This window comes from Bordetella genomosp. 10 (assembly GCF_002261225.1).
Taxonomy (GTDB): domain Bacteria; phylum Pseudomonadota; class Gammaproteobacteria; order Burkholderiales; family Burkholderiaceae_B; genus Bordetella_C.
Window position 1 is genome coordinate 2,062,436 of sequence record NZ_NEVM01000005.1, and the last position, 26,018, is coordinate 2,088,453.

The window sequence follows — 26,018 nt, forward strand, 5'->3', positions numbered from 1 at the left end:
CGTTAGAATCGGCGTCATGAGTGCAAATCCCATCACCTATTTCCCCGCCCCGCGCCTCTCGCGCTACTGTAGCCAGTGCGGCGCCCCCACCGTCCGCCGCGTCCCCGAGGGCGACAACCGCGAGCGCGACGTCTGCGACAACTGCGGCGCCATCCATTACCAGAACCCGCGCCTGGTGGTGGGCACCGTGCCCGTCTGGGAAGGCCGCATCCTGCTGTGCCGCCGCGCCATCGAGCCGCGCTACGACACCTGGACGCTGCCGGCCGGCTTCATGGAACTGGGCGAGACCACCGCGCAAGGCGCGGCGCGCGAAACCCTGGAGGAATCCGGCGCGCGGGTGAAACTGGGCGGCATCTTCACCATCATCGATGTCCCGCAGGTGGACCAGGTGCACGTCTACCACCTGGCCGAAGCGCTGGGGCCCGAACTCGATCCCGGCCCGGAAAGCCTGGAGGCGCGCTACTACGACGAGGCGGACATCCCCTGGGACAATCTCTCCTTCCGCACCGTGGTGACGACCCTGCGGCACTACCTGGAAGATCGCCGGCGCGGCACGTACGGGCCGCACTACTACTCGCTCGATACCTCCCATTGAAACTGCCCTGGCTGGAACCCGATACGCCGCTGCCGCCCGCCGAGTCCGCCCTGCGCGATCCCGACGGCCTGCTGGCCGCGGGCGCCGACCTGTCGGTGGCGCGGCTGCGGGAGGCCTACGGCAAAGGCATCTTCCCCTGGTATTCCGATGGCGAGCCGGTGCTCTGGTGGAGCCCGGACCCGCGCATGGTGCTGGCCTGCGCCGACTTCGTCGAATCGCATTCCCTGGCCAAGCGCCTGCGGCGCATGGCGCGCGAGGAAGGCACGCCCGCGGCGACCGTCGAGGTGCGCGTCGATACGGCCTTCGAGCAGGTGCTGCTGGCCTGCGCCGCGCCGCGCGGACAACAGCACGGCACCTGGATCACCATGGAGATGCGCGAGGCCTACCTCGCCTGGCATCGCGCGGGGGCGGCGCACAGCATCGAGACCTGGATCGACGGGCGCCTGAGCGCCGGCCTCTACGGCATCAGCCTGGGCGGCATGTTCTTCGGCGAGTCGATGTTCACCCGCGTCACCGACGGCTCGAAGATCGCGCTGGCCCACCTGGTGCGCTTCCTGGTCCGCCACGAGGTCCCCTGGATCGACTGCCAGCAGCAGACGCGCCACCTGGCCAGCCTGGGCGCGCGCGCCATCCCGCGCGCGCGGTTCGTGGCCGAAGTACAACGGCTGACGCAACGCGCCACGCCGCCGTGGCGCCCGGGGCGGCTCGACACCCAGGGCCGCCTGCATCCCCGTCCCGCGCCTGCGGGCGATCCGGTTTAGGCGTTATCATGTTCCTACGCAGCCGGCCACGGCCCGGTTGCGGCCGCACATGAGCCAGCTCAAGGAACTTCCGTTTTCCACTCTGCAGTTCTATGCGACAGCGCCCTATCCGTGCAGTTACCTGTCCGGACGCCAGGCCCGCTCGCAGGTGGCCGCCCCTGGCCACCTGATCAATGCTGGCACCTATTCCCAACTGGTCGAACAAGGCTTTCGCCGCAGCGGCCTGTTCACCTACCGGCCGCATTGCGACGGCTGCAACGCCTGCATCCCGGTGCGGATCGACACGGCCGCCTTCGCGCCCAACCGCAGCCAGCGTCGCGCCTGGCGCGACCACGCCGACCTGCAATCCTTCGTGGCCGAGCTGGCCTGGTCGCCTGAACACTATTCCCTGTACACGCGCTACCAGCAGGGCCGCCACCCCGGCGGCGGCATGGACGAGGACAGCCGCACCCAATACGCGCAATTCCTGCTGACCAGCCGCGTGAATACCCGGCTGGTGGAATTCCGCACGCCGGCGGGCCAACTGGCGATGGTCTCCATCATCGACGTGCTGGACGAAGGCCTGTCCTCCGTCTACACCTTCTACGACCCGGACATGCACGGCAGCCTGGGCACCTACAGCATCCTGTGGCAGATCGAGCAATGCCGCACGCTGGACCTGCCCTGGCTCTACCTGGGCTACTGGATCGAGGCCAGCCGCAAGATGGCCTACAAGGCCAACTTCCAGCCGGCCGAGTTGCTGGTCAACGGCCTCTGGCAGCCGGCGCGGGAAAGCGAAGGGGCGGCGCGGCCGTAAGCTGGGCCCGGCCCCGCGCCGAAAGGCTCGCCGAGCCCACGCTCTGCCTCTACAATTCGCCCCCATGCCTATCCTCTTTCACGCCTATCCCCTGGCCCGCGCGGCGCTCTTCGCCATGGACGCGGAAACCGCGCATGAAGTGACCTTGAAGTCGCTGCAGCGCGCCTACGAATGCGGCGCCACGCGCTCGCTGCTGCACGCCGCGCCGCTGGCGCCGGCCGACCTGATGGGGCTGCGGCTGAGCAACCCCGTCGGCCTCGCCGCCGGGCTGGACAAGAACGGCGCCTACGTGGACGCGCTGGGCAACCTGGGGTTCGGCTTCATCGAAGTCGGCACGGTGACGCCGCGCGCCCAGCCGGGCAATCCCAAGCCGCGGCTGTTCCGCCTGCCGCGCGCCGAAGCGCTGATCAACCGGCTGGGGTTCAACAACCAGGGGCTGGACGCCTTCATCGCCAACGTCACGCGCAGCAAATGGCGCGCGAATGGCGGCATCCTGGGCCTGAACATCGGCAAGAACGCCGATACGCCCATCGAGCGCGCCGCCGACGATTACCTGATCGGCCTGTCGGGCGTGTATCCGCATGCCGATTACGTGACGGTGAATATTTCCTCGCCCAACACCAAGAACCTGCGCGCCCTGCAGAGCAGCGACGAATTGGGCGGCCTGCTGGCGCAATTGCAGGAGCGCCGCAAGGAACTGGCCGACACCCACGGCCGCCAGGTGCCCTTGGCCGTCAAGATCGCGCCGGACCTGACCGCCGAACAGGTCGACGCCATCGCGGACACCCTGCCCCGCTACGGCGTGGATGGGGTCATCGCCACCAATACCACCCTCTCGCGCGACGCCGTGACCGGCCTGCCGCACGCGCAGGAGACGGGCGGCCTGTCGGGGCCGCCGGTGCACGAACTGTCCCTGGCTGTCATCTCCCGCCTGCGCGAGCGCCTGGGCAAGGACTTCGCCATCATCGGCGTCGGCGGCATCGTTTCCGGCCGCCAGGCGCGCGAGAAAATGGCGGCGGGCGCCAATGCGGTGCAAATCTATACGGGCCTGATCTACAAGGGCCCCGCCCTCGTCCGCGAATGCGTCCAGGCCGTCGCCACGCGCGGCGCCTGACAGGCAGTACGGCGAGAAGCACGAGGCGACGAAGAAAAGCCCCCGCGCCGCATGGCGTGGGGGCTTTTTCTTTCACCGGGGGCGGCGACAAGGCAAAAAAAAGGGGCCGCCCAAAGGCGGCCCAATTTCCAGCTCTGCTCAAACTCTACAAAGCATACCCCTGCTCAAGCGGCCGGCCAAGCGAGGGTCTCCCCGTACCCGGCCGTGAAAAACCGGCTTAAGCTGCGGCGGCAGCGCGACGGCTGCGGGGCGAGGCGACCTTGTTGGCAACGTCGGCGGCATCCGAAGCAGCCTTGAAGGTCGCGTTGGCGGCGGCATTCAGGTTGGACTCGGCCACTTCGGCGGCCTGCTTGGCGGCCTTGGTGAGCGAATCGAAAGCGCTGGTGGCGGTAGCCAGCGAGGACTTGACCAGGGCGACAGCGCCTTCCGAACCGGTCGGGGCGTTCTTGGACCATTGGTCGATGGCTTCCGAAAGCTGGCTCTGGCCTTCGGCGATCTGCTCTTCGCCCAGCTTGACCAGTTCGGTCTGCACGCCGGTGACGATGTCATACACGTGCTTGCCGTAGGCCAGGGCCTTTTCCGCGCCCGGTTGCACCAGGCCGGTCGAGAAAGCCACGGCTTCCTGGGCATCCTTGACGTCGGTGGCTTGCTGCGAACGCAGGGCAACTTCATCCAGGCTGGCCTTGACGACCTTCAGGTTCAGGTCGATCAGCTTTTCGAAACCGGCGAACAGCGCGGTTTGAGCGGCGATGAAGGTGTTCAGTTGGGCTTTTTGGCGGGCCAGAACTTGTTGCGGAATGGCGGTCATGAACGAATCTCCTGTGTGGGACATCACGGGTCCCTGATGTGTGTGTAGATGTCCGTCTGGGTTCGTGTGCCGATGCACGACGAAAAGCCGGACAAAACAATTACTTGAGTACTACGTAGCCATCGAGGGGTGGCGCCCCGTGACCCGCGCCCTACTGCCGGTCGAGTCGTCTGCTGCACTGCACAATTGCCATTTTAAGCACGTGCAATTTGATGTCAAGCACATTTTGTGCATCGCAACAAAGAGATACCCGCGCTGTGTGGCAAAAACCACTTCCCTCACATGGCATTTCGGCTCGCCTCCTACGCAGGCCGGCTTTGTTACGGTTCTGATGCAACATGGGGAAACACCTGGGATGACACCGTTGCCTTTCTTACTTAGACTCGTTTAAAAATACCGAACACAAAAAGAAGAAGCATAGGGAGGCATGATGGGACGCCCCGTTCCCGCATGGACAGCCCGCTTGCAGCGAATGACGAAATAAACCCTGAGGAGACGTCAATGGTTTTTCGTGCCCGTCCGGTTTCCGCGCTGCTTGCGGCGGCTACTTTCTGTTGCATGGCTGGCGCGGCGCATGCCGCCTATCCGGATCATGTGGTCAATATGGTGGTGCCGTTCGCCGCCGGCGGTCCCACGGACAACGTGGCGCGCTCGCTGGCCGAAGCCATGCGCCCCACCCTGGGCCAGACGGTGATCGTCGAGAACAAGGGTGGCGCGGGCGGCACCATCGGCACCACCTACGTGGCGCGCGCCGACCCGGACGGCTATACCGTGCTGCTGATGCACGTCGGTTTTTCCACCGCGCCGTCCCTGTACAAAAACCCGGGCTATGACGCGCTGAAGAGCTTCGAGCCCATCGGGCTGGTGGTGGACGTGCCGATGACCGTCATCGCCCGCGACAATTTCCCGCCCAACACCATCCAGGAGCTGGCCAAGTACGTCAAGGAAAACAAGGACAGCGTCACGCTGGCCAATGCCGGCATCGGCGCCGCCAGCCACCTGTGCGGCACCATGCTGAGCGAAGCCTTCGGCGTGCAGTTGCTGACCGTGCCGTACAAGGGCACCGCGCCGGCCATGAACGACCTGCTGGGCAAGCAGGTCGACCTGATGTGCGACCAGACCACCAACACCACGCAGCAGATCGCGGCCAAGAAGGTCAAGGCCTATGCCGTGACCAGCCTGCAGCGCGTGCCGACCCTGCCCGACCTGCCCACCATGAACGAGTCCGGCTACAAGGGCTTCGAAGTGGGCATCTGGCATGGCATGTGGGTGCCGAAGGGCACGCCCAAGCCGGTCGTGGACAAGCTGGTGAAGAGCCTGCAGGCCGCCGTCAACGATCCCAAGTTCCAGGAACGCATGACCGGCCTGGGCGCCACCGTGCTCGTGAAGGAAGCCAATCCGAAGGCGCTGGACGACAAGGTCAGGCAACAGGTGCCGCAATGGGCGGAACTGTTCAAGAAAGCGGGTGTAGAAAAACAATAAACCCGATCGATCGGCCCCTCGTCGGGCCGTGTGGAAAGCCCGGCTTGCCGGGCTTTTTTTTTGCCGCCGGGCCGCCAAGAGAGGCCCACCCCCTACCCGCTACGCGGGCCCCCTCAAGGGGGCGGCGTTGGCGGACCGGCAAAGCCGGCTCCGCTACGCCCTGGATGGGCATCGAGGCTTGCGGCCGGCTTTTTTTTCGCCAACGTGTACGAATTCCACTGGATTCCGCTCGATCGAGCATTGATCGCCGGGACATAGCAAGTTGATATGGCGCGCCCTGGCAATGGTATTGGATCGCGCGCGGCCATGCGCTTAGTATGGCGGCAACCATGGAGCCCCAAGAGACTCACAGCGATGGCTATAAAAACGGCGCCGGGACACGCCTTGACGATTGCCGCGGCCATGGCGGCCGCCACGCTTATCCCCGCTGCTTCACTCGCGCAGAGCAAGCCCTGGCCCGACCATGCCGTGCGCATCATCGTGCCGTTTGTCGCGGCCGGGCCCACCGACGCGCAGGCGCGGTGGGTGGCGCAGCAGCTCAGCGCGGCGACAGGGCAGTCCTTCATCGTGGAGAACCGCGGCGCGGCGGGCGGCACGCCCGGCACGCAGTACGTGGCCAAGAGCCCACCTGACGGCTACACCTTGCTGGTAGCCAATCCCGGTCCGCTGACGGTCGGCCCGCAATTGCGGGATACCGGCTATACGCTCAAGGATCTGGCGCCCATCACCCTGCTGTCCAAATCGCCGAGTTGCGTGGTGGTGAAGCCGGCCATCCCCGCCAAGACCTTCAAGGAGTTCGTCGCGCTGGCCAAGAGCAAGCCCGGCCAGATCAATTACGGCAGCGCGGGCCTGGGCACCGTGGGCCAGCTCACGACGGAGCTGATCGCCCAACAGGCGGGAATCAAGCTCAACCACATCCCTTACCGAGGCGCCGCGCAGGTCACGACGGATCTGCTGGGCGGCGCCATCGACATGAACGTCATGCAGATCGGCACCTGCGTGCCGCTGGCCAAACAGGGAAAGCTGCGCGCCCTGGCCGTGACCTCCCTGACCCGCTATCCGCAGTTGCCTGACGTGCCGACGCTGTCCGAATCGGGCCTGCCGGGTTTCGAGTTCAACAACTGGAATGGCGTACTGGCTCCGGCCGGCACGTCGCCCGAGATCCTGAAAAAAATCAGCGACGTGCTGGGGAAAGCCTTGGCTACCCACGAAGCGCGAAGCTGGCTGGCCTCGCAGGGGTACACCGCGGGCCACGAATCGCTGGCGAGTTTCGGCACGCTTCTGGCCGCCGAATCCGCCCGCTGGGGCAAGCTGATCCAGGTCGCCAATATCAAACCGGAGTAAGCGGCACATGAACACGCAGATTGCCTCTCCGTCCAAAGACACAGGTCAGCCCGCCACCGTCGCGGGCAAGAAGGACGCCGCGTATTTCCAGTACTTCCCCGGCAACTACCGCTGGTCCTCCGGCATGATCAACATGATGGGCGTGGCGCCCTATGGCGGCAGCGACATCAGTGAACTGCATCGCATAGGCCTGATGCTCAAAGGCAAGGACGGCACCGACGACCAGGCATGGTTCGAGGCGTGCGTGGCCATGGGAGATCGCATACGCGAGCAGGCGGAAGGCTTCGACGCCAAGGGTTATCGCCACTCGGCGGCGCATTCCTATCTGCGCGCCTGCAATTACTACCAATTCGGCGAACGTTTCCTGACACCGAAAACGGCGCGGTCGGACCAGGCCTACAAGACGGCGATGAAGTGCTTCAAGCGCCATCTCGAACTGGGCGACATCAAGGGCGAAGTCGTGGAAGTGCCCTACGACAATGGCCAGAGCATGCCCGCTTACTTCATCCATGCGCAGAACCCACGCAGCGAGCGCGTGCCCTGCATGGTGTTCTTCGGCGGCCTGGACATCACCAAGGAAATCCAGTTCACGCGCGGCGTGCCCGATCTGATCAAGCGCGGCATCTCATGCCTGGTGATCGATGGCCCCGGCACCGGCGAAGCGATCCGCTTTCGCGAACAATTCCTGCGGCACGATTACGAGGTGCCGGGCAGTGCCTGCATCGATTACCTGCAAACGCGAGCCGACGTCGATCCCGGGCGTATCGGCATCGTCGCCATGAGCCTGGGCGGCTACTATGCGCCGCGCGCGGCGGCCTTCGACCATCGCTGGGCGTGCTGCATTGCGTGGGGCGCGCAATGGGATTACCACGCCGTGTGGAAGAAGCGGATCGACGCCGCGCTCAAGGCCAGCATGTCCGTGCCAGGACATCACATCCTGTGGATATTCGGCGTGGACAACTACGACGACGCGCTGAAAAAGCTGGAGCCCTTCAAACTGGATGGCGTCGTCCAGAAAATGACCTGCCCCTTCCTGATCACCCACGGCTCGGAGGACGAACAGGTAACGATGGCCGACGCACACAAGCTGCTGGCGTCATGCGGCTCCAAGGACAAGACCCTGCGTGTCTACACGCCCGAAGAAGGCGGCGCGCAACATTGCCAGCGGGATTACCTGCCGCTGGTCGTCGCCGACATGTGGAATTGGGCGGGAGACCGCCTGTTCGCCTGATCCCCGCTACGCGGCCTGCGCGCCCTTGGGCGTCAGGGCCAGGTCGGCAGAGGCGGAAGCGGAGCCCGGCGCCGGGGCTTCGAACCCCAGCGATTCGGAAATCTGCGCGGCGGTGTCCTTCAGCCGCTGTATCCACTCGTCCTGCAGCCGCTCGGCCGGCGCGGAGATCGACAGGCCGGCCACCAGCTTGCCGGTATCGTCGTAGATGCCGGCGGCGATGCAGCGCACGCCCAGCTCCAGTTCCTCGTTGTCGCGCGCGTAGCCGTGCCGGCGCACCAGCGCCAGCTCGCGCTCCAGGGGCTCCAGCTCGGTCAGGCTGTTGCGCGTATGGCCCGCCAACCCCGTGCGCAGCGCATAGGCGCGCACCTGGCGCGCGTCGATGGTGGACAGGAACAGCTTGCCCGTGGACGTCAGGTGCAGCGGCGCGCGGCCGCCGATGGCGCGCACCACCTGCATGCCGGAACGCTCGCTCCAGGCCCGGTCGATATAGACGATTTCATCGCCCTGCTGCACCGACAGGTTGACGGTCTGCCCGGTCAGCCGGTGCAGGAGGCGCATGGGCGAGAGCGCGGCCTCGCGCACGTTCAGGCGTCCCTTGACCAGCGACCCCAGTTCCAGCAGCCGCATGCCCAACTGGTAGACGCCGTTGTCCACCCGCTCCACATAGCGCCCGACGACCAGGTCGTTCAGGATGCGGTGCGCGGTGGAAGCATGCAGCCCCGTGGTCGCCGCCAGCTCCTTCAGGCTGACCGGCTCCGGCTGGGCGGCCAATGCGTCGAGCAGGGACATGGCCCGCTCCAGAACCTGGATGGCAATAGTGGTATGGACGCCCGCCACGGGCGCCATCCCGGTGCTATCAGTCGTAGAACGCCTCATGGAATCCACACCCTTCTCGCGCCGAGATCGCCGCAAGGGATTTTGCGGCGTCGCAGCATTTTTATCGTTCCCGTATTGTGAAATACGAACGGGCTTTTGACAACCGCTCAATCCGGGGCGGTCATCCGTCCCCCCAGGCGCTGCGCCTCCTCGCGCAGGAAGGCCAGGGCCGCCGCGGCGGCCACCGGCTCGCCTTTCACGCCCAATTCGATGTGCGGGCGCTCGCCGCGTTCGCCCACGCTGGGCAGGCTGAAGGCGCGCACCTCGGGCCAGCGTGCCTGCACGGCTTCCATGGCGGGGGTGATGCGCGATTCGGGCAGGCCGTAGACCAGGAAGGAATGCTCGGCATGGCTGACCTGGTGATGCAGGTGGCGATACCGGTTGTCCAGGGTCCACTCCAGCATGGGCCAGGCCATGACGGGAAAGCCCGGCACGAAAGTATGGTCGCGGATGAAGAAACCGGGAATGCGGTTATACGGATTGGGCACGATTTCGCTGCCGACGGGAAATACCCCCATCTGCAGGCGCTGCTGGTTTTCCGGCGTGCTCATGTCGGCGCTGCCGCGGCCCTCGGCGGCCATGTCGGCGCAGCGCAGGGCGATCTGCTCGGCCGCCTCGGGATGCAGGGCCAGGGGCAGGTCCAGCGCCGCCGCGGCGGCCTGGCGCGTGTGGTCGTCCGGCGTGCCGCCGATGCCGCCGCAGGAAAAGACGATGTCGCCGGTGGCGAAGCTGTGCCGGTACGCCGCCACCAGCGCGTCCCGCTCGTCGGACAGGATCTGCGCCCAGGCCAGCTTCAGGCCGCGCGCCGACAGCAGCTCGACGACCTTGGAAAAGTGCTTGTCCTGCCGCCGTCCGGAGAGGATTTCATCGCCGACGATGATCAGTCCGATGCGTCGCGCGTTTGCTGTCGCCATGTGCATTCCCTGAAATGATGAAGGCTGAAAACAAAGAGGCCGGCGGCGTCAGGACACGTCGATGACGTCGATGACGGTTTCCTGCCGCAGCCGTTGTAGCGCATCCAGCCCGTAATGGGCGAATACCAGCGCGGAAAACACCGGCAGGAAGATCCATGCCGGCGGCAGCAGGTTGATCAACGCGCAGATGAAGCCCAGCGACCAGAAGCCCATATTGTGACGCCGCAGCAGCAGCTCGCGCTCCGCCGGCGTGGCGTGCTCGACGATGGCGTCGATACGCATCATCCGCGAAAACGCGAAGGCCCACCAGAAGATATGCAGCAACAGCGCCATCGGCGGCACCAGCCACAGCGGCAGCGTCAGCACCCAGCCCACGCCGAAGGCCAGGCTGACCCACAAGGCGTTCCATACGCTCACGGCGGTGGCGTGGCGACCCCGCGGCGCCACCGTCTTGTATTCGCGTTCGCCGACGTGGCGCAGCACCAGCGGCATGACGAATACCGCGGCGATCGCCAGCCCCAGGATGCCCGACAGCGGCAGCAGGATGGCCGCGGCCAGCACCGGCACCAGGTAGACCTTGAGCGAGAACAGGCCGACGCTGATCAGCCAGTCGTCGACGCTGTTGATGACGTGCCATTGCGACGCCTCGTCGCGCAGCCATCCGGTCAGCGGCGCCCAGCCGAACCACAGCAGCAGGATGCCGCCGGCGAGCGCGATGAGGAAAGGCAGCAGCACCGCGAACAGCATGCTGGGGTGGCATTGCGACACCGTGGCGCGCTTGAAGGCGCGCGCGATCCCGGCCATGCCGGCGCTGGGCGCCGGCGCGCCGAGTCGGGCCGGCACGGAGGAAGAAGGTCTGGTCATCATGTAGGAAAGCCTCGCGGGAGATCGCGGGTATGATAGTTGACATCCTCCCCGGCCAGACGTTCGGAGACGCCCAGGGCGCGCATCGCGGCATCCCGCCGCGATGCCTTGCTTCGATGGGTTCCCCCCGCTGGCGGCACTGCCTCGCCGATATGTCCGCTTCCTCGACCTCCACCGCCCCCCTGCCCGTCCCGGCCAGCCTGGCCTTCGAACCGGACCACCCGGCGCTGCGAGCGCGGCTGCGCGACCCCGGCACGGCCCTGGTCGCCTGCTTCTGCGCCGCCTGGTGCGATACCTGCCGCGAATACCGCCCCAAGCTGGACGAACTGGCGGCGCAATGGCCGCAATACGCCTTCGCCTGGATCGATATCGAGGATCACGCCGACCTGCTCGGCGACGAGGATGTGGAGAACTTCCCGACGATACTCGTCCAGATGGGCGACCGGACCGTCTTCTACGGCCCGATGCTGCCGCATATCGGCCATCTGGAACGCTTGCTGGGCACGCTGGACGACAGCAGCCCGGCGGTGACGACCCAACTGCCCGACGTGCGGGCGCTGCTGGGCCGTTGAGCCGCCGTCCTCAGGATGCTCAGGACGGCTTGCGATTGCCGCCCAGTAGCACGGCCACCTTGCGCTTGGGCGCGCCCGCGCGCTCCTGGGTGTCGGGCTTGTCGGCTTCGGCCTGCAGGGCCGAGGGGCTGGGCTCGTAGGGGCGGAAGAAGAAATCGTCCACCGGCGGCCGCGCCGGGGCGTCGTTGTAGCGGCGCCGGCCGGACGAACCGCGGCTGTCCCGGTCTTCGTGGCGGTCACGGCCGCCGCGGCGTTCGCGGCTGCTTTCGGGCTCGCCGCCCCGGCCATGGCTGCGCGCCAGCAGATCGGCCGGCACGTCGAGATGGCCGCGCGGCACCTGGCGCTTGATCAGTTTTTCGATGTCCAGCAGGAATTTTTCCTCGCTGGGCGTATACAGGGCGATGGCCTCGCCCGACGCGCCGGCGCGGCCCGTGCGGCCGATGCGGTGGACGTAGTCCTCGGCGTTGTACGGCAGGTCGTAATTGATGACGCAAGGCACGCCGGCCACGTCCAGGCCGCGCGCGGCCACGTCGGTGGCCACCAGCACTTCCAGTTCGCCGGCCTTGAAGGCTTCCAGCGCCTTCATGCGGTCGGCCTGGCTCTTGTCGCCATGGATCGATTCGGCGCGCACGCCGTCGCGTTCCAGTTGGCGCGCCAGGCGGGCGGTGCCGATCTTGGTGTTGGAGAAGACGATGACCTGGCTCAGGTTGCGCGACTTCACCAGGTGCACCACGGCCGCGCGCTTGCCTTCCGAGGTCATCGGATAGGCGATCTGCGTGACCGTGTCGGCCGTGGCGTTGCGCGCCGCGACCTCGATTTCCACCGGGTCGTTCTGGAAGGAACGCGCCAGCTTGCGGATCTCGTTGCTGAAGGTGGCCGAGAACAGCAGGTTCTGGCGCTGCTTGGGCAGCAGGCGGATGATGCGATCGAGATCGGGCAGGAAGCCCATGTCCAGCATGCGGTCCGCCTCGTCGAGCACCAGCACCGAGACCTGGCCCAGGTTGACGTTCTTCTGCTCGACGTGATCGAGCAGGCGTCCGGGCGTGGCCACCAGCACCTCGCAGCCATTGCGCAGCGCTTCCTTCTGCGGGCCGATGTCGACGCCGCCGAACACCACCGCCGAACGCAGCGGCGTGCGCACGCTGTAGCGCTTGACGCTCTCGAAGACCTGGTCGGCCAACTCGCGCGTGGGGGTGAGCATCAAGGCCCGCACCGGATGGCGCGCCGGCGAGGCGCTGGTATTGGCCAGCGGCATCAGGCGATGCAGGATGGGCAGCGTGAACGCGGCCGTCTTGCCCGTGCCGGTCTGCGCGGCGCCCATCACGTCGCGGCCCGACACGACCACCGGAATGGCCTGCGCCTGGATGGGCGTGGGCGTGGTGTAGCCGGTGTCGGCGATGGACTGCAGCAGCAGCGGGTGCAGGCCGAAGTCCGAGAAAGTGGGCGCGGGCGTGGCGGCGTCTGCCGGCGTAGGCGCGGCGGGAGAGGTGGAGTCTGTCATCAGGATAGGCGATACCGGGCCACGTGCAAGGCACGAAACTGGCAAAAGGTCAGGCCCGGATTGCTGTGGAATGCGTAATTTTAGCGCAGGTGGGCGTTTCTGCCGCGTCCGGGTCCCAAGCGGCGGGATCCCGCGGGGGATTTCGCCGGCGCCGCGGCCCCCCTCTCCGCCCCCTCTCCGCCCCGCCAGCCGGGCCGCCCGCCCGGCGGCCGCGCCTATCCCGCCACCCAGCGCAGGCCCCACAGGGCCAGCATGCCGGCGACGATCACCAGCACCGCGCTGCGCGTGCGGAAATAGACCAGCGCGGCCACCACCGCCGCCAGCAGGCGGGCGTCGAAACGGGGCCCTTCCCCGGGCGTCCAGGGCAGGATTTCCGGCACGATGATGGCGGTCAGCGCCGCCACCGGCGCGAAACGCAGCGCCCGGCGCAGGCCGTCGGGCAGCGGCAGGTAGTCCCCGAACACGGCGAAACCGGCCCGCGTCAGGATGCTGCAGACGGTCAGCAGCCCGATCGCGGCATAGACGTACAGCTCGTACTGCGAAAAATCCGGCATCACGCGCTCCTGCGCCAATGGCGCTCGGCCAGCATGCCGGCCGCCACGCCGGCGAACACCGCCAGCGCCAGGCCCAGCCGCAGGGGCAGCGCCTGGCCGCACCAGGCCACCACCCCGGCGGCCAGCATGGCTACCCGCATCGGGCGGGCGCCGGCCAGGGGAATCGTCACCGCCAGCAGGGCCAGCACGGCGGCGAAGTCCAGCGACCAACTGGTGGGCACCATGGCGCCCAGGTAGATGCCCAGGATCGAGGAGGCCTGCCAGACGACCCAGCCCGGGGCGATGACGCCGACGAAGAACCAGATCTGTTCCCGCGTGCCCCGTTCGGCCGCCTCGCCGTAGCGGGGCATGAACAGGACGAACCCCATGTCGGTCGTGAAATAGCCCAGCGCCAGGCGGCGCGGCCAGCTCAGGTGGCGGATATAGGGCTGCAAGGCGGCGCCGAAGATGACGAACCGCAGGTTGACCACGCAGCCGGCGGCGAAAATCAGCCAGAGCGGCGCGCCGGTGGCGATCAGCGGCAGCGAGGTGAGCTGGGCCGAGCCGGCGTAGAGCAGCAGGGTCATCGCCAGCGCCATGGATTCGGTCAGCCCCGCCTTGACCATGGCCACCCCGGTCACCAGGCCCCAGGTTGCGGTGGCGATCAGCGAGGGCACGACGGCGCGCAGCCCCTCCTTCATGGCCGCCAGGCGCTCCTGGCGGATCAGCGCGATGTCAGGATCGGAAAACGCCGGTTCGGAGGACAACGGGCTACCTGTGACGAGGGAATTCCGGCGCATGCCGGAGGAATCGACTTGGTGCAAGGACGTCGGACAGCCGCACCGGGATAGTGCGTATTGTAGCCGCGCCAATTGATACAATACGGCCCATTCTTTGTGGAGAGCTACCATGTCGATGGCGGACCGAGACGGTTTCATCTGGTATGACGGCAAGCTGGTGCCCTGGCGCGACGCCACCACCCACGTACTGACCCACTCCCTCCATTACGGCCTGTCGGTCTTCGAAGGCGTGCGCGCCTACAAGACGGACGAAGGCACCGCCATCTTCCGCCTGAAGGAACACACCCGCCGCCTGTTCAACTCGGCGCACATCTACCAGATCCCCATGCCGTACGACCAGGCCACGGTGGAGGCCGCGCAGTGCGAAGTGGTGCGCGCCAACAACCTGGAATCCTGCTACCTGCGGCCGCTGGTCTTCTACGGCGCGGAAAAGATGGGCGTCTCGCCCAAGGGGGCCAGGGTGCACGTGGCCATCGCGGCCTGGCCCTGGGGCGCCTACCTGGGCGAGGAAGCGCTGGCCCAGGGCATCCGCGTCAAGATCTCGTCCTTCGCGCGCCAGCACGTCAACGTGACCATGCCGCGCGCCAAGGTCGCCACCACCTACGCCAACTCCATCATCGCCAACGCCGAAGCCCTGCAGGACGGCTATGACGAGGCCCTGCTGCTGGACACCGAAGGCTTCGTGGCCGAAGGCGCCGGCGAGAACGTCTTCATCGTGCGCGACGGCGTGCTGTGCGAACCGGAAATCGCCTCCGCGCTGACCGGCATCACGCGCTCCACCATCCACGCGCTGGCCGCCGACCTGGGCATCCCCATCCGCACCAGCCGCCTGACGCGCGACGATATCTATATCGCCGACGAAGCCTTCTTCACCGGCACCGCCGCCGAGGTCACGCCCATCCGCGAGGTCGACAACCGCACGATAGGCAGCGGCCGCCGCGGCCCCATCACCGAACGCTTGCAGAAGGCCTTCTTCGACGTGGTCCAGGGGCGCGACTCCAAGCACAAGGACTGGCTCACCAAGGTCTGACCGGCGCGGCCCGCCGCGGGCCGCCCTTTTTTCAACCGGCGCGCGCCGCGCGCGCCAACGGCTTTGCCCTTACCCATTTCAGGAATCATCATGACCGCCGCCGCCGCAACCGCTCGCCAGCACGAAACCATCGAGGTCGGTGCGGAAGACCTGCCCGTCTTCTGTCCCGGCCCCAAGGCCCCGCTGTGGAGCATGCACCCGCGCGTCTTCCTCGACGTCGCGCACACCGGCAGCGCACGCTGTCCCTATTGCGGCGCCGAATACCGCCTCAAGCCCGGCACGGTGCTGACCGGGCACGGCCACTGATTCGTTTACCGGAGCACTGGACGACGCGCGCCGCGCGCCCCGCGGCCCATTGTTTTGGATAGCTCATGTTCGCCACGCCCGACGAAGCCGAACACGCCTTCTACGAAGCCCTGGAACAGGCCGATCCCGTACGCCTGATGCAGGTATGGGCCGACGATGAGGAAATCGTCTGCATCCATCCCGGCGGCTTGCGCGTGGTCGGCCACAGCGCCGTGCAGGAATCCTGGCAGCAGATCCTGTCCTCCGGGCCGCTGCGCCTGCACCCCATGCGGCCGCTGGTCCTGATGAGCATGATGAGCGCCGTGCACGTGCTGATCGAGCAGATCGCCACGTCCGACCATCCCCAGGCATCGTTCGCCAACTGCTACGTGACGAACATCTACCACAAGGGCCCCACCGGCTGGCGCATGGTCATGCACCACGCCTCGCCGGCGCCCGCCGAGGCCGGCGTGCTCGATCTGCACGACGTCCCGGACATGCTGCACTAGACGAACGGACCCGCCATTGGCCAACGCTCGCCTGGACACCACGCCCTGCCCCGTGCCCGCCTGGCTGCCCGACGGGCACAGCCAGACCATTTACGCCGCCACGCTGGCGCAGTACCACCGCATCGCCTTCGTGCGCGAGCGCGTGGAGACGCCCGACGGCGACTTCGTCGATTTCGACTGGACGGGACCCGGGCTGTTTCCCCACAAGGCGCCCGACAACCAGGGCGGCATCGTCACCCCCGCGGTCGCCAGCGTGCCCACGGCCGCGGCCCGCTGGGTCACCGACGCGGACTGGGCGTCGCTGCCGCAGACGCCGGGCACGCCGGCCCTGGTGCTGTTCCACGGCCTGGAAGGCGGCAGCATGAGCCGCTACGCCCAGTCGATCTCGCACCACTTCCGCGCGCGCGGCTGGATCGTCGCCATCGCCCATTTCCGCGGCTGCTCGGGCGTGCCCAACCGGCTCGCGCGGGCGTATTACTCCGGCGATTCGGACGAGGTCGGCTTCATGCTCAACAGCGTGCGCGCCCGCGTGCCCTATGCGCGCTGGCATGCCGCCGGCGTGTCGCTGGGCGGCAATGCCCTGCTGAAGTACATCGGCGAACAGCAGAAGCAGGTCGAGTGGCTGGCCGCGTGCGCCGGCATTTCGGTGCCGCTGGACCTGGTGGCCGGCGGCAACTGCCTGTCGAAGGGCTTCATCAACCGCCGCATCTACAGCGCCTATTTCCTGCGCACCATGAAGCGCAAGGTGCTGGAGAAGGCGCGGCGCTTCCCGGGCTCCATCGACGTCATGCGCATCGCCCATGCGCGCGACCTGCGCGACTTCGACGACGCCTACACCGCGCCCATGCATGGCTTCCGCAACGCCCTGGATTACTGGACGCGGGCCTCCAGCAAGCCCTGGCTGTCCAGCATCGCGGTGCCGACGCTGGTGCTGAACGCGCGCAACGATCCCTTCTTCCCCGAGCCGGCCTTGCCGGGACCGGCGGACTGCTCGGCCTCCGTGCTGCTGCACCAGCCGGCCACGGGCGGACACGCCGGTTTTCCGACCGGCGCGTTTCCGGGACACCTGGGCTGGCTGCCGCAGCGCCTGGGCCGCTTCTTCGAAACGGGGATGTAGGCCCCGCGAATCAGCCCTTGAAGCGCTGCAAGAGGCGGCGCTGTTCTTCCAGGCTGTCGCGGACTTCCTTGATCTGGACGTCGATCTGCGACTGTTCGTAGAAATCGCGGGAGATGTCGCGCGCCTGGCGCAGTTGCGCCTCGGCCGCGGGCAAGGCGCCGATGGCCACGTAGTAGCGCGCCATTTCGCGGCGCGCGCCGACGCGGTCGCCGGTGCTCTCCTCGCTTTGCGCCAGCATCTGGTGGAAGGTCGGCTCGTCGACGCCCCATTGCTTGATGCGCTCGCGCAGGAAGGCCTCGGCCTGGTCATGGCGGCCGGCCTTCTGCAAGGCCTGCACGTACGCCATGCCGATGGCGTAGCGGTCCGGATATTTCTTCCAGGCGGCCTCGGCCAGCGCCAGCGCGCGCGGCACGTCCTTCTGCGCGACGGCCAGGTCGATGGCCAGCTTCGCCAGTTCGGGCGACGAGCGGCCGTCGGCGCTGGCCTGATCCAGGTTCCTGGCCGCGGCGGTCAGGTTGCCGCGCTGCAGCTCGCCGTAGGCCAGGCCATAGAACGCCGCCGACTGGCGCAGCCCCGTCAGGGTGCGCGATTCGTCCTGCAACTGCTGCGACGCGGTGCGCAGGCTGATCGCGTCCTTGCCCTGCACCACGCGCATCTTGGCGCGCAGATACCAATAATCGTCGCTATCCACGTGATGCACGGCCGGCATGCTGCGCACCCGGTTCTGGATATCGGACATGCGATCGATGGACAAGGGGTGGGTCGACGCCCACGCGCCGCCGCCCGTGCCTTCGTTCAGGCGCGAGGCGTTCATCAAGCGGGCGAACATGCGCGACATGCCGGCCGGATCGAAGCCGGCGCCGGTCAGCATCTGGAAACCGGCGCGGTCCGCCTCGCGTTCCGCGTCCCGCGAGAAGCCCAATTGCCGGTCGATGGCGGCCGCCTGGCCGAACGCGGCCACCCCCATCGCCAGGTTGCCGCCGCCGCCCGCCAGCGCCGCGAGCAGCGCGCCGGCCAAGGAGGCCAGCGCAATGGCGCCGTTCTGGCTCTGCTGGGTCATGCCGCGCGCGATGTGGCGTTGGACGACGTGGCCGATTTCATGGCCCAGCACGGCGGCCAGTTCGGATTCGCTGTCGGTGGCGACGATCAGGCCGGTGTTCACGCCGATGAAACCGCCAGGCATGGCAAATGCATTGATCTCGGGATCGCGCACGCCGAACAGCTCGATGTCCGGGACGGCGCCCGGCGAATACTGCACGAGCTTGCGCCCCAGCGCGGTCAGGTACTGGTTCAGCTCGGGATCGTTGATGTAGGTGGGATCGCGCCGGCCTTCCGCCATGATGGCCTGGCCCAACTGTCTTTCCACGTAGGGAGAAAGATCGGCGCTCGAGGCGGCGCCCATCGACGGCAATCCGACAGGCTGGGCCCGGACGGCCGTGACGGCGCCCATGGCGACTGATGCACTAAGCAACAGGATTAACGGCTTGCATACCCAACTTGGGGTCGATGTCTTATCCCAGCGTTTCATGCGATTATCATAGTCGAGCCGATCAATATACCGCTTTCCTTTAACAGATCCGATTATCACTTCGAGGTTCCAATGCGCCCTATCAGAAAAGCCGTGTTTCCCGTCGCAGGGATGGGCACCCGCTTCCTGCCAGCCACCAAGGCCATGCCCAAGGAAATGCTCCCGGTCGTCGACAAGCCGCTGATTCAATACGCCGTCGAAGAGGCTGTCGCAGCGGGTATCACCGACCTGATTTTTGTGACGGGGCGAAACAAGCGCGCCATCGAAGACCACTTCGATTCCGCGCCGGAACTGGAATCCGACCTGGAGAAAAAGGGCAAGGTAGAGCTGCTGAACATGGTGCGCGGCATTCTGCCGGCCGGCGTGAACTGCATCTACATCCGCCAATCGGCGCCGCTGGGCCTGGGCCACGCCGTGCTCACCGCGGCCCCGGCCGTGGGCAACGAGCCCTTCGTCGTGGTGCTGGCCGATGACTTGATCGACGCCGACACCCCCGTGCTCAAGCAACTGGTCAACACCGCCATCAAGTACGACGGCAGCGTGCTGGGCGTGCAGGACGTGCCCCGCGAAGAGACCAAGAAGTACGGCATCGTGGCCGCCACGCGCGTGGACGACCGCACAGAGCGGGTCAACCACATCGTCGAAAAGCCCGAGCCGGCCGATGCGCCGTCGACCCTCGCCGTGGTCGGCCGCTACGTGCTGGAAGCGGAAATCTTCGATCACCTGCGCTCGACCAAGATGGGCGCCGGCAACGAGATCCAGTTGACCGACGGCATCGCCTCGCTGATGCGCGAGCGCGCGGTGTTCGCGCATCGCTACGAAGGCATCCGCTACGATTGCGGCAACAAGTCCGGCATGTTCCAGGCCACCGTGGCGCTGGGCCGCAAGTACCACGACCTGACGCCCGACGAAGAATGAAGCGCGGCGGTTCCGCGGCAGCCGCCGCGGAACATCGTCATGCCAGGGCCGGCCGGCCCATGATCACGCGCCCGCCGGGCGCGTTGTCTTTTTCCCCGCCGCAGGCGCCGGCCGCCGCCTGCGCTCCGGCAGGCGATGCTTGCCCGACAGGCGCATCAGGGTGCCCAGCGCAATCAACAGGCCGACGACCTCGACCAGCGCGGCCGGGATCCACATGGTCAGGCCGCCTATGCTCTGGTCCATCAGGGCCGGCATGGCGATGGCGCGGCCGCAGAGTTCGAACAGGGGATAGAGATCCCGGCTGGTCAGGGCGATGTAGGCGCCCGCCACCATTTGCGGCGCCATGGTGAAAACGGGAGAAAGCACGCGTCCGCCCGGCGACATCGCCGCCGGCGGCGCGGGCCGGCGATCCAGCACCAGATTCCAGTAGAGGAAGCCGCTGATCACCACGGACCAGTTCATCAGGCGATAGAGACGCCAGTCCAGCATGGAATAGAACTGCACCGTCGGCAGCAGCCAGACCAGCACCAGGAAGACGAACAGCGCGGGAATGAAATACTTGTTGGTGAGAACGGCGATCAGCAGGCGCCCCGCGTTCCCCGCATTGAACCGGCGCAAGGCCGCGCGCCAGGCCAGCGGCAGCCCGGCGCGCATGGCCGATCCCGGATAGGCGCCCATCAGCAGCAGCGGCCCCAGGTGATGCAGCACCAGGTGCTGGGCGCGGTGAATGAAGAACATGCGCTCGGCGTAGTAGTCCAGCCGCGTGTGCAGGGACAGGTAAAGCAGCACCCAGCCGGTCCAGAACAACGCCTTGCGCGCGCCGCTGACGCGGTGCGCCCGCCCGCCGCGCACGAACAGCACCGCGGCGGCCAGGAACAGCGCCACCAACGTGGGGGAAAACTCCCAGGGCACCAGCCAGTCCAGCAATTCCATGAAGATCCTTGCCGAGCGGTGGGCGAACGGCCGTCCATGCCTGACAGGACCAGGCCGCGCCGCCCAGGGGCCGCACGACGCGGCCCGCTGCCGGTCGATTGTAGACCGTGCGCCCGGGGCTCAGAAACGATGCTGCATGCCCACCGCCACGCGGGTGGTGTGCGACCCCTGCGGATCGAACTGGTTGTCCAGCGTGTAGCGCGAGGCGTAGCCGACGAAACCGTACAGGCTGGTGCGCGGCGACAGCACATGGATATAGCCCAGCGTGCCCAACTGGGCGCTGCGCGCGCGCCGGCCGTCGTCCCACGTCCACGACGGCCGCGCCGGCGACCATTGCAGCACGATGCTGTCCGCGCCCACCGGCACGGTCAGGCCCACGAACCAGGCATCCGCGTGGCCGCCGTCGACGAAGGCACGCGGCCCCGCCGCCACGCCCAGCGCATCCGGGTCGCCGCCGTCCAGGCCGACGTAGCCGTTGCTCTGCCGCGACCAGCCCAGCGCCACCTTGGCGACCTCGAAGTCATAGGCCAGCCCCAGTTGCACCGCGCGCGGCCGCGCCCGCGTGGCGACGGCGCTGCCCAGCCGCATCTCGTCCCAAGTGGCCACGGCCAGCCATGGCCCCTGTTCATACTTGAGCCCCGCGCTGGCGGCGCGGTTGTTGGCGCCGGTGGCGAAGCCGCCCGGCCTGGCGGCGTCGAAGGAATAGCCCAGGCCCAGCGTCCAGCCGGCGAAGGAGGGCGACACGTAGTTCACCATATTGTCGAACTGGAAATTGTCCGAGGCCTTGAACGTGGCGCCCAGGCCCATCTCCTTCCAGCCGGCCTGTTCCAGTTCGTTGCCGAAGGACTGTCCGATGGTGTACTGGCGGCCGAAGGTGAGGCGTCCGTATCCGTCCTGGGCCAGGCCTACCCAGGACTGGTAGTTGAACAGGCGGCCGTCCTGGTCGTCGACCTGGCCGTTACTGGGGTTGAATCCACTCTCCAGGCCGAACAGCGCGCGCCAGCCGCCGCCCAGGTCTTCCCGGCCGCGCAGGCCCCAGACGGAATCCGTTTCCCCGCCGTTGACCAGGCCGTTGCGCGTGCCGCTTCCCGATACGTGGGTCGTGCCCACGCCCAGGTCGACGATGCCGTACATCGTCACCCCGGGCCCTTCGTCCGTGCCGGCCCGGGCTTGCGTGTGGGTAAAAAAAAGCGCAAAAAAAACCGCTCCGTAGGAAAACGGAGCGATATAGCGGGCGGACTTTTGCTTGAACAGCTTCAACGAGGTGGCTTTGGACAATTCGGCGGCTCCGTGTTCGGCGCCGGCATGCATTGTCTCGTCATGCGGCGGCGCGGCGTTGATCTCCGAAACGTACGGAACAAATCGCCGGATTGTCTCTCAACTGCCGGGCCTGCGACATGAGCACCCCGCGCATGTCCGCCGGGCAATTCACGGTAATGCAGGCCGAAGCCAGGGCCTGGTCGTGCCCCTGATCCACCTGCATCTGGGCGACGTTCAGGCCGGCCGCCTTGAAGTCCAGGCAGATCTGCTTGCGCACGGCGCCCAGCGCCTCGCGCGCACAGACCACGGTCAACCTCGAACTCGCGCGCCGTCCGGCCAGCGTGGCCGGACGATCTACACCGGCGCGCCGAAGAAACAAGTCGAATATACGCATGATGACCTCCTCTCGCACGAGCGGGATGGCATACGTCAAAAACCAGCCTGGCCAGCCTGGAGGCGTCGCGCACGCGCAAGACATGCGGGACCCGCGGGCGGGCAAGGCGGAAACTCAGGCGGAATGGCGCGGAGGAAATCGTTACGGGAAAGCGTTGGTTGGCACAGACGGCACGCGCATTCATTTGCGCGCGGCCCCGCATACGACATTTGGACACCGCACCCTGCAAAACAGGGCGCGGCAGAGGTGAATCTGCGTAAACCCTGTCAGGCAGCGACGCCGACACTAGGTCGACTGTTACTGTCGCCGGAATCGGTATTCACGTAGCAACCCCTGGATATGAAGAAGCCATCAGTTTACTCGGGTTTGTCCCTAGGAACAAGGCTGTTGCGGGACAAAAGCGTGGGAAAACAAGCGCCTGCGACAGATGACATGTCATATGGCTGACCCCTGCCCGACGCCCGCGCGCCTGGTCGCTGGCAGTGGAGCTCCAGCCCATGACCTTCGGCTCATCCGGCGCGGGATCGTCCGGGGGGCATATCCGGAAGCCGGGACAGGCGGGAGCATCCGGACCTGCCGGGCCGCTCAGGCGTGCAGGTGCCAACCCACGTAGCCGGCGAACAGCGCGTACAGGCCGCCCACCGCCGACAGCGCCCGCAGGTTCATGGTCTCGCGGCGGAAGCGCAGCCACAGCAGGCCGATCGACAGCATGGTGACCAGGCCGGCCGCCATCAGCGTGTCGTCCAGCAGCCACGGCGTCATCATGATGCCCATGGCGCTGGGGATGGTGGCCTGGATCATCATGGCGCCGGAGATGTTGGCCAGCGCCAGCCTTTCCTTGCCCTGCCGCACCCAGATCAGCGCATTCATGATTTCCGGCAGTTCGGTCGCCACGGGCGCCAGCAGCAAGGCGGCCACGTGGGGCGTCAGGCCCAGCATCAGGCCGATATCCTCGATCTGGGCCACGAAGACGCGCGACGCGCCGGCGATCGCCGCCAGGGCCAGCACGGTCTGCAGGCAGGCCCAGCCCATGGTGGGCTCGGCGTCGCGCGGCCGCAGCTTGAGCGGCTCCAGGTCGCCGGCTTCGGCGCGATCGTCCTCGGCCAGCAGTTCGCGCCGCACGTACAGGCCGTAGGCCGCCAGGAAAGCCAGGCCCAGCCAGGGCTTCCAGGCGAACGCGACCAGCCCGAGCGCCAGCTTGAAGACGAAGATCCCCATGAACCAGCCCTGGTCGCGGGCCAGCTTGCGCTGGTCCGCGTTCATACAGGTCACGCATTCGGCGGCGGGCTGGCGCCGGCGCTGCCTTATCAATCCCAGTCCCACCACCGCGTAGGCGACCGTGGCCAGCACCAGCGGGCCGCCCATGACGGCGCCCACGCCGATGTCCTTGTGGTCCGGCGTGCCGCCGAAGGCCACGGCCATGAAAGTCACCGCGCTTTCGGGCAAGGCCGTGCCGAAGGCCGCCAGCACGGTGCCGACGGCGGTCGCGCCCAGGTTCAGGCGCTGCCCGACCCATTCGACGCCGTTGACGAAATATTCGCAGGCCAGGTAGATGATCGCGGCGGACGCGCAGAACAGCAGCAAGGTGGACAACATGGAATGACGACAGCCGGACGAGCGGATTACCCAAGGCGCGACGACGCGGCTCGCCCGGCTGGGTAGCGCGTCGTGGCCAAAGGTCTCGCCTGGCTGGGCCGCCCGCGAACGGGGAAAATCCCGCGGCGGATGGCTGCCGTTTGCGCCATGGGGTCATGGACCGCCAAGCGTGTTGACGCAAACTCCTTGGGGCAAGGATGGCTACTCCCCAATGAACACGGCGCGGATTGTATCAGCACGGGATGACGAGTCGGGGGAAATTTCCCGTTTTGCCCTGGGGTAGCCCGGCGGCAAAAAAAGCAGATAAAGTTACCCCACTCCCTTTTTTTCGCGTCCTCGCGCGCCCACGACATGAGCCTACCTCCCGTCGATCTCACGCCCCATATCGAACGGCGCCAGCGCCTGCGGGACTACATGCGCTCGCAGGGCGGCGGCATCGCCGTGCTGGCGACCGCGCCGGAAACGACGCGCAGCCGCGACTCGGAATTCCCCTATCGCTTCGACAGCGACTTTTTCTACCTGACCGGCTTCACCGAGCCCGAGGCGTGGCTGGTGTTGCTGGCCGGCGAGCGCGAGGCCAGCATCCTGTTCTGCCGCGAACGCCACGAAGAACAGGAAACCTGGACCGGCCACCGCTTCGGCCCCGAGGCCGCCGCGGCGCGTTTCGGCTTCGACGAGGCGCACGCCGTCGAACGCCTCGATGAACTCCTGCCGTCCCTGCTGCTGAACCAGCCCACGCTGTTCGCGCCGCTGCAAGCCGGCGGGGCCGTGGGCGAACGGCTGTCGCGCGCCCTGGAAACGGCGCGCCAACAGGCGCGCGGGCAGCACCAGCCGCCCAGGCGCCAGATCGATCCGCGGCCGCGGCTGGCCGATATGCGGCTGATCAAGGACCCGGCCGAAATCGCCCTGATGCGGCGCGCCGCGCGGATCTCCGCCGGCGCCCATGCGCGCGCCATGCGCCACGTGCGCCCCGGCATGCACGAATACGAGATCGAGGCCGAGCTGCTGCACGAATTCCGCCGCCACGGCGCGCAATCGGTGGCCTACAACAGCATCGTCGCCGCCGGCGCCAACGCCTGCACCCTGCACTACCCCGCCGGCGACGCCGTCCTGCGCGACGGGCAGTTGCTGCTGATCGACGCCGGCTGCGAGTACGACGGCTATGCCGCGGACATCACCCGCACCTTTCCCGTCAACGGCCGCTACAGCGGGCCGCAGCGCACGCTCTACGACCTGACGGTGGCGGCGCAGGACGCCGCGTGCGCCGCCATCCGGCCGGGCGCCAGCTTCAACGACGGCCACGAGGCCGCCGTGCGCGTGCTGGCGCAGGGCATGATCGACGAAGGCCTGCTGCAAGGGTCGCTGGACGGGGTGCTGGAGTCCAAGGCCTACACCCGCTTCTACATGCACCGCACCGGCCACTGGCTGGGCCTGGACGTGCACGACGTCGGCGACTATCGCGAGTCGGGCGAGTCGGGCGCCCCGGACGACGCGGGCGACCGCCCCTGGCGCACGCTGGAGCGAGGCATGATCCTCACCGTCGAGCCCGGCATCTACGTGCGCGGCGCCGCCGACGTGCCGGAGGCCTTCTGGGATATCGGCATCCGCACCGAAGACGATGCGCTGGTGACGGACGAGGGCTGCGAACTGATCACGCGCGGCGTGCCGGTGCATGCCGGGGAAATCGAGGCGCTGATGCGGGAGTGAGCGGGGACCGCGCGCCGCCACGCCGCCGCGCCAATGCCGCCGCGCTGGCGCAGGCATCGCGACCGACGGCGCCGACTACAGCACTACGGCACTACAGCACGTAGCCGTCCAGCCATCCCATGGCGGACCACACGTACACCACCACCATGGCGATGCCGAACATGGAGCAGACCGCGCCGACCAGGGTGGCGACGATGGCCAGCGCCACTTCGCGCCAACCGGTGCGCGATGACGGCGGCAGGCCCGGGTTGTAGTCGCGATCGAATTTCTCGTCGCTGCGCAGGCAGAACACGACGCTCTCGATGAAGCCGTCGATCATGGGAATGAAGAGCAGGAAGAAGGCCGGATTGTCGTACCACACCGGGAACAGCCGGGTGGCGACGAGGCAGGCCACCGCATAGGCCGTCACCCAGGCCGCGCCGCGCCGGCCCACGTACCACCAGTGCGCGCCCACGAAACCCAGGCACAGCGCCAGGGACGCGGCGCGCAGCTTGGTGCGCGAACGGGGAAGGGGCGCGGGCAGGACGATCTCGTCGGTCATGGGCATGGA

Annotated in this window: 27 protein-coding genes and 1 riboswitch; of the genes, 14 read left to right on the top strand and 13 right to left on the bottom strand. The window is 67.4% G+C overall.

The window, feature by feature from the left end:
* Nucleotides 1-16 precede the first annotated feature (16 nt).
* From CAL29_RS25320 to CAL29_RS25335, 4 genes are all read left to right on the top strand, one after another.
* The gene (locus CAL29_RS25320) at nucleotides 17-595 is read left to right on the top strand and encodes an NUDIX hydrolase (protein WP_094855689.1); all 579 of its coding nucleotides are present in this window, start codon (nucleotides 17-19) and stop codon (nucleotides 593-595) included.
* A complete protein-coding gene (aat, locus tag CAL29_RS25325) occupies nucleotides 592-1,356 on the top strand; it encodes a leucyl/phenylalanyl-tRNA--protein transferase (RefSeq protein ID WP_094855690.1) in 765 nt (254 codons plus the stop codon). Before CAL29_RS25320 ends, aat begins: the two co-directional genes overlap by 4 nt.
* A gap of 49 nt (nucleotides 1,357-1,405) precedes the next feature.
* Nucleotides 1,406-2,152 carry an arginyltransferase gene (locus CAL29_RS25330; RefSeq protein ID WP_094855691.1) on the top strand — a complete coding sequence of 249 codons (747 nt, stop codon included), beginning with the start codon at nucleotides 1,406-1,408 and terminating at the stop codon, nucleotides 2,150-2,152.
* Between the two features lie 64 nt (nucleotides 2,153-2,216).
* A complete protein-coding gene (locus CAL29_RS25335) occupies nucleotides 2,217-3,266 on the top strand; it encodes a quinone-dependent dihydroorotate dehydrogenase (RefSeq protein WP_094855692.1) in 1,050 nt (349 codons plus the stop codon).
* Between the two features lie 217 nt (nucleotides 3,267-3,483).
* Here the strand turns inward: CAL29_RS25335 and phaP are convergent, their stop codons facing one another.
* Entirely contained in the window at nucleotides 3,484-4,074 is a 591-nt protein-coding gene (phaP, locus tag CAL29_RS25340; RefSeq protein WP_094855693.1) for a TIGR01841 family phasin, read from the bottom strand.
* A gap of 501 nt (nucleotides 4,075-4,575) precedes the next feature.
* Between phaP and CAL29_RS25345 the strand changes: the two genes are divergently transcribed.
* From CAL29_RS25345 to CAL29_RS25355, 3 genes are all read left to right on the top strand, one after another.
* Nucleotides 4,576-5,556 carry a tripartite tricarboxylate transporter substrate-binding protein gene (locus CAL29_RS25345; protein ID WP_094855694.1) on the top strand — a complete coding sequence of 327 codons (981 nt, stop codon included), beginning with the start codon at nucleotides 4,576-4,578 and terminating at the stop codon, nucleotides 5,554-5,556.
* A 354-nt stretch (nucleotides 5,557-5,910) separates the two neighbouring features.
* Nucleotides 5,911-6,900, top strand: coding sequence for a Bug family tripartite tricarboxylate transporter substrate binding protein (locus tag CAL29_RS25350; RefSeq protein ID WP_179284186.1), 990 nt, complete (start codon nucleotides 5,911-5,913; stop codon nucleotides 6,898-6,900).
* A gap of 7 nt (nucleotides 6,901-6,907) precedes the next feature.
* The gene (locus CAL29_RS25355) at nucleotides 6,908-8,131 is read left to right on the top strand and encodes an alpha/beta hydrolase family protein (RefSeq protein WP_094855696.1); all 1,224 of its coding nucleotides are present in this window, start codon (nucleotides 6,908-6,910) and stop codon (nucleotides 8,129-8,131) included.
* A gap of 6 nt (nucleotides 8,132-8,137) precedes the next feature.
* Here the strand turns inward: CAL29_RS25355 and CAL29_RS25360 are convergent, their stop codons facing one another.
* The 3 genes from CAL29_RS25360 to CAL29_RS25370 form a co-directional block, all read right to left on the bottom strand.
* Nucleotides 8,138-9,007, bottom strand: coding sequence for an IclR family transcriptional regulator (locus CAL29_RS25360; RefSeq protein ID WP_373559808.1), 870 nt, complete (start codon nucleotides 9,005-9,007; stop codon nucleotides 8,138-8,140).
* A 107-nt stretch (nucleotides 9,008-9,114) separates the two neighbouring features.
* A complete protein-coding gene (locus CAL29_RS25365; RefSeq protein ID WP_094855698.1) occupies nucleotides 9,115-9,921 on the bottom strand; it encodes a competence/damage-inducible protein A in 807 nt (268 codons plus the stop codon).
* 48 nt (nucleotides 9,922-9,969) lie between these two features.
* A complete protein-coding gene (locus CAL29_RS25370) occupies nucleotides 9,970-10,788 on the bottom strand; it encodes an EI24 domain-containing protein (protein ID WP_373559809.1) in 819 nt (272 codons plus the stop codon).
* Nucleotides 10,789-10,937: 149 nt separating this feature from the next.
* Here CAL29_RS25370 and CAL29_RS25375 point away from each other — a divergent pair, with 149 nt between their 5' ends.
* A complete protein-coding gene (locus CAL29_RS25375; RefSeq protein ID WP_094855699.1) occupies nucleotides 10,938-11,357 on the top strand; it encodes a thioredoxin family protein in 420 nt (139 codons plus the stop codon).
* A gap of 19 nt (nucleotides 11,358-11,376) precedes the next feature.
* On the opposite strand, the gene CAL29_RS25380 is transcribed toward CAL29_RS25375, so the two are convergent.
* From CAL29_RS25380 to CAL29_RS25390, 3 genes are all read right to left on the bottom strand, one after another.
* Nucleotides 11,377-12,858: a DEAD/DEAH box helicase gene (locus tag CAL29_RS25380; protein WP_094855700.1), complete on the bottom strand. Its 1,482-nt coding sequence runs from the start codon at nucleotides 12,856-12,858 to the stop codon at nucleotides 11,377-11,379.
* 215 nt (nucleotides 12,859-13,073) lie between these two features.
* Nucleotides 13,074-13,412 carry an AzlD domain-containing protein gene (locus CAL29_RS25385; RefSeq protein WP_143277742.1) on the bottom strand — a complete coding sequence of 113 codons (339 nt, stop codon included), beginning with the start codon at nucleotides 13,410-13,412 and terminating at the stop codon, nucleotides 13,074-13,076.
* A complete protein-coding gene (locus CAL29_RS25390) occupies nucleotides 13,412-14,158 on the bottom strand; it encodes an AzlC family ABC transporter permease (RefSeq protein WP_256977744.1) in 747 nt (248 codons plus the stop codon). The genes CAL29_RS25385 and CAL29_RS25390 overlap by 1 nt, the downstream gene beginning before the upstream one ends.
* A 142-nt stretch (nucleotides 14,159-14,300) precedes the next feature.
* Between CAL29_RS25390 and CAL29_RS25395 the strand changes: the two genes are divergently transcribed.
* From CAL29_RS25395 to CAL29_RS25410, 4 genes are all read left to right on the top strand, one after another.
* Nucleotides 14,301-15,221 carry a branched-chain amino acid transaminase gene (locus tag CAL29_RS25395; RefSeq protein WP_094855701.1) on the top strand — a complete coding sequence of 307 codons (921 nt, stop codon included), beginning with the start codon at nucleotides 14,301-14,303 and terminating at the stop codon, nucleotides 15,219-15,221.
* A 90-nt stretch (nucleotides 15,222-15,311) separates the two neighbouring features.
* A complete protein-coding gene (locus CAL29_RS25400) occupies nucleotides 15,312-15,527 on the top strand; it encodes a zinc-finger domain-containing protein (RefSeq protein ID WP_094855702.1) in 216 nt (71 codons plus the stop codon).
* A 65-nt stretch (nucleotides 15,528-15,592) separates the two neighbouring features.
* Entirely contained in the window at nucleotides 15,593-16,015 is a 423-nt protein-coding gene (locus CAL29_RS25405; protein ID WP_094855703.1) for a YybH family protein, read from the top strand.
* Nucleotides 16,016-16,031: 16 nt separating this feature from the next.
* A complete protein-coding gene (locus CAL29_RS25410) occupies nucleotides 16,032-17,132 on the top strand; it encodes a YheT family hydrolase (RefSeq protein WP_094855704.1) in 1,101 nt (366 codons plus the stop codon).
* A gap of 10 nt (nucleotides 17,133-17,142) precedes the next feature.
* Here CAL29_RS25410 and CAL29_RS25415 read toward each other — a convergent pair whose 3' ends face one another.
* On the bottom strand, nucleotides 17,143-18,660 hold the full coding sequence (locus CAL29_RS25415) for a beta-barrel assembly-enhancing protease (RefSeq protein WP_094855705.1): 1,518 nt from the start codon (nucleotides 18,658-18,660) through the stop codon (nucleotides 17,143-17,145).
* Between the two features lie 72 nt (nucleotides 18,661-18,732).
* On the opposite strand from CAL29_RS25415, the gene galU reads away from it, so the two are divergent.
* Entirely contained in the window at nucleotides 18,733-19,578 is an 846-nt protein-coding gene (gene galU, locus CAL29_RS25420) for a UTP--glucose-1-phosphate uridylyltransferase GalU (protein ID WP_094855706.1), read from the top strand.
* Between the two features lie 63 nt (nucleotides 19,579-19,641).
* Here the strand turns inward: galU and CAL29_RS25425 are convergent, their stop codons facing one another.
* The 4 genes from CAL29_RS25425 to CAL29_RS25440 all read right to left on the bottom strand — a co-directional run bounded on the left by CAL29_RS25425 (nucleotide 19,642) and on the right by CAL29_RS25440 (nucleotide 23,761).
* A complete protein-coding gene (locus CAL29_RS25425; RefSeq protein WP_094855707.1) occupies nucleotides 19,642-20,511 on the bottom strand; it encodes a cytochrome c oxidase assembly protein in 870 nt (289 codons plus the stop codon).
* 120 nt (nucleotides 20,512-20,631) lie between these two features.
* Nucleotides 20,632-21,738: a porin gene (locus CAL29_RS25430; protein WP_373559836.1), complete on the bottom strand. Its 1,107-nt coding sequence runs from the start codon at nucleotides 21,736-21,738 to the stop codon at nucleotides 20,632-20,634.
* A 91-nt stretch (nucleotides 21,739-21,829) separates the two neighbouring features.
* Nucleotides 21,830-22,165, bottom strand: coding sequence for a hypothetical protein (locus CAL29_RS25435; protein ID WP_094856904.1), 336 nt, complete (start codon nucleotides 22,163-22,165; stop codon nucleotides 21,830-21,832).
* 585 nt (nucleotides 22,166-22,750) lie between these two features.
* A complete protein-coding gene (locus tag CAL29_RS25440; protein ID WP_094855709.1) occupies nucleotides 22,751-23,761 on the bottom strand; it encodes a sodium:calcium antiporter in 1,011 nt (336 codons plus the stop codon).
* Between the two features lie 95 nt (nucleotides 23,762-23,856).
* Nucleotides 23,857-23,983: riboswitch (yybP-ykoY riboswitch) on the bottom strand.
* A gap of 129 nt (nucleotides 23,984-24,112) precedes the next feature.
* Here CAL29_RS25440 and CAL29_RS25445 point away from each other — a divergent pair.
* Nucleotides 24,113-25,468, top strand: a complete 1,356-nt coding sequence (locus CAL29_RS25445) for an aminopeptidase P N-terminal domain-containing protein (protein WP_094855710.1) — start codon at nucleotides 24,113-24,115, stop codon at nucleotides 25,466-25,468.
* A 91-nt stretch (nucleotides 25,469-25,559) separates the two neighbouring features.
* On the opposite strand, the gene CAL29_RS25450 is transcribed toward CAL29_RS25445, so the two are convergent.
* Nucleotides 25,560-26,015 carry a hypothetical protein gene (locus CAL29_RS25450; protein WP_373559810.1) on the bottom strand — a complete coding sequence of 152 codons (456 nt, stop codon included), beginning with the start codon at nucleotides 26,013-26,015 and terminating at the stop codon, nucleotides 25,560-25,562.
* Between the last annotated feature and the right edge of the window lie 3 nt (nucleotides 26,016-26,018).

Coding starts and splice junctions, on each gene's coding strand:
- CAL29_RS25320 (WP_094855689.1), top strand. CDS start 17: ATGAGTGCAAATCCCATCACCTATTTCCCCGCCCCGCGCCTCTCGCGC.
- CAL29_RS25330 (WP_094855691.1), top strand. CDS start 1,406: ATGAGCCAGCTCAAGGAACTTCCGTTTTCCACTCTGCAGTTCTATGCG.
- CAL29_RS25335 (WP_094855692.1), top strand. CDS start 2,217: ATGCCTATCCTCTTTCACGCCTATCCCCTGGCCCGCGCGGCGCTCTTC.
- phaP (WP_094855693.1), bottom strand. CDS start 4,074: ATGACCGCCATTCCGCAACAAGTTCTGGCCCGCCAAAAAGCCCAACTG.
- CAL29_RS25345 (WP_094855694.1), top strand. CDS start 4,576: ATGGTTTTTCGTGCCCGTCCGGTTTCCGCGCTGCTTGCGGCGGCTACT.
- CAL29_RS25350 (WP_179284186.1), top strand. CDS start 5,911: ATGGCTATAAAAACGGCGCCGGGACACGCCTTGACGATTGCCGCGGCC.
- CAL29_RS25355 (WP_094855696.1), top strand. CDS start 6,908: ATGAACACGCAGATTGCCTCTCCGTCCAAAGACACAGGTCAGCCCGCC.
- CAL29_RS25360 (WP_373559808.1), bottom strand. CDS start 9,007: ATGAGGCGTTCTACGACTGATAGCACCGGGATGGCGCCCGTGGCGGGC.
- CAL29_RS25365 (WP_094855698.1), bottom strand. CDS start 9,921: ATGGCGACAGCAAACGCGCGACGCATCGGACTGATCATCGTCGGCGAT.
- CAL29_RS25370 (WP_373559809.1), bottom strand. CDS start 10,788: ATGATGACCAGACCTTCTTCCTCCGTGCCGGCCCGACTCGGCGCGCCG.
- CAL29_RS25375 (WP_094855699.1), top strand. CDS start 10,938: ATGTCCGCTTCCTCGACCTCCACCGCCCCCCTGCCCGTCCCGGCCAGC.
- CAL29_RS25380 (WP_094855700.1), bottom strand. CDS start 12,858: ATGACAGACTCCACCTCTCCCGCCGCGCCTACGCCGGCAGACGCCGCC.
- CAL29_RS25385 (WP_143277742.1), bottom strand. CDS start 13,412: ATGCCGGATTTTTCGCAGTACGAGCTGTACGTCTATGCCGCGATCGGG.
- CAL29_RS25395 (WP_094855701.1), top strand. CDS start 14,301: ATGTCGATGGCGGACCGAGACGGTTTCATCTGGTATGACGGCAAGCTG.
- CAL29_RS25400 (WP_094855702.1), top strand. CDS start 15,312: ATGACCGCCGCCGCCGCAACCGCTCGCCAGCACGAAACCATCGAGGTC.
- CAL29_RS25405 (WP_094855703.1), top strand. CDS start 15,593: ATGTTCGCCACGCCCGACGAAGCCGAACACGCCTTCTACGAAGCCCTG.
- CAL29_RS25415 (WP_094855705.1), bottom strand. CDS start 18,660: ATGAAACGCTGGGATAAGACATCGACCCCAAGTTGGGTATGCAAGCCG.
- galU (WP_094855706.1), top strand. CDS start 18,733: ATGCGCCCTATCAGAAAAGCCGTGTTTCCCGTCGCAGGGATGGGCACC.
- CAL29_RS25425 (WP_094855707.1), bottom strand. CDS start 20,511: ATGGAATTGCTGGACTGGCTGGTGCCCTGGGAGTTTTCCCCCACGTTG.
- CAL29_RS25435 (WP_094856904.1), bottom strand. CDS start 22,165: ATGCGTATATTCGACTTGTTTCTTCGGCGCGCCGGTGTAGATCGTCCG.
- CAL29_RS25440 (WP_094855709.1), bottom strand. CDS start 23,761: ATGTTGTCCACCTTGCTGCTGTTCTGCGCGTCCGCCGCGATCATCTAC.
- CAL29_RS25445 (WP_094855710.1), top strand. CDS start 24,113: ATGAGCCTACCTCCCGTCGATCTCACGCCCCATATCGAACGGCGCCAG.
- CAL29_RS25450 (WP_373559810.1), bottom strand. CDS start 26,015: ATGCCCATGACCGACGAGATCGTCCTGCCCGCGCCCCTTCCCCGTTCG.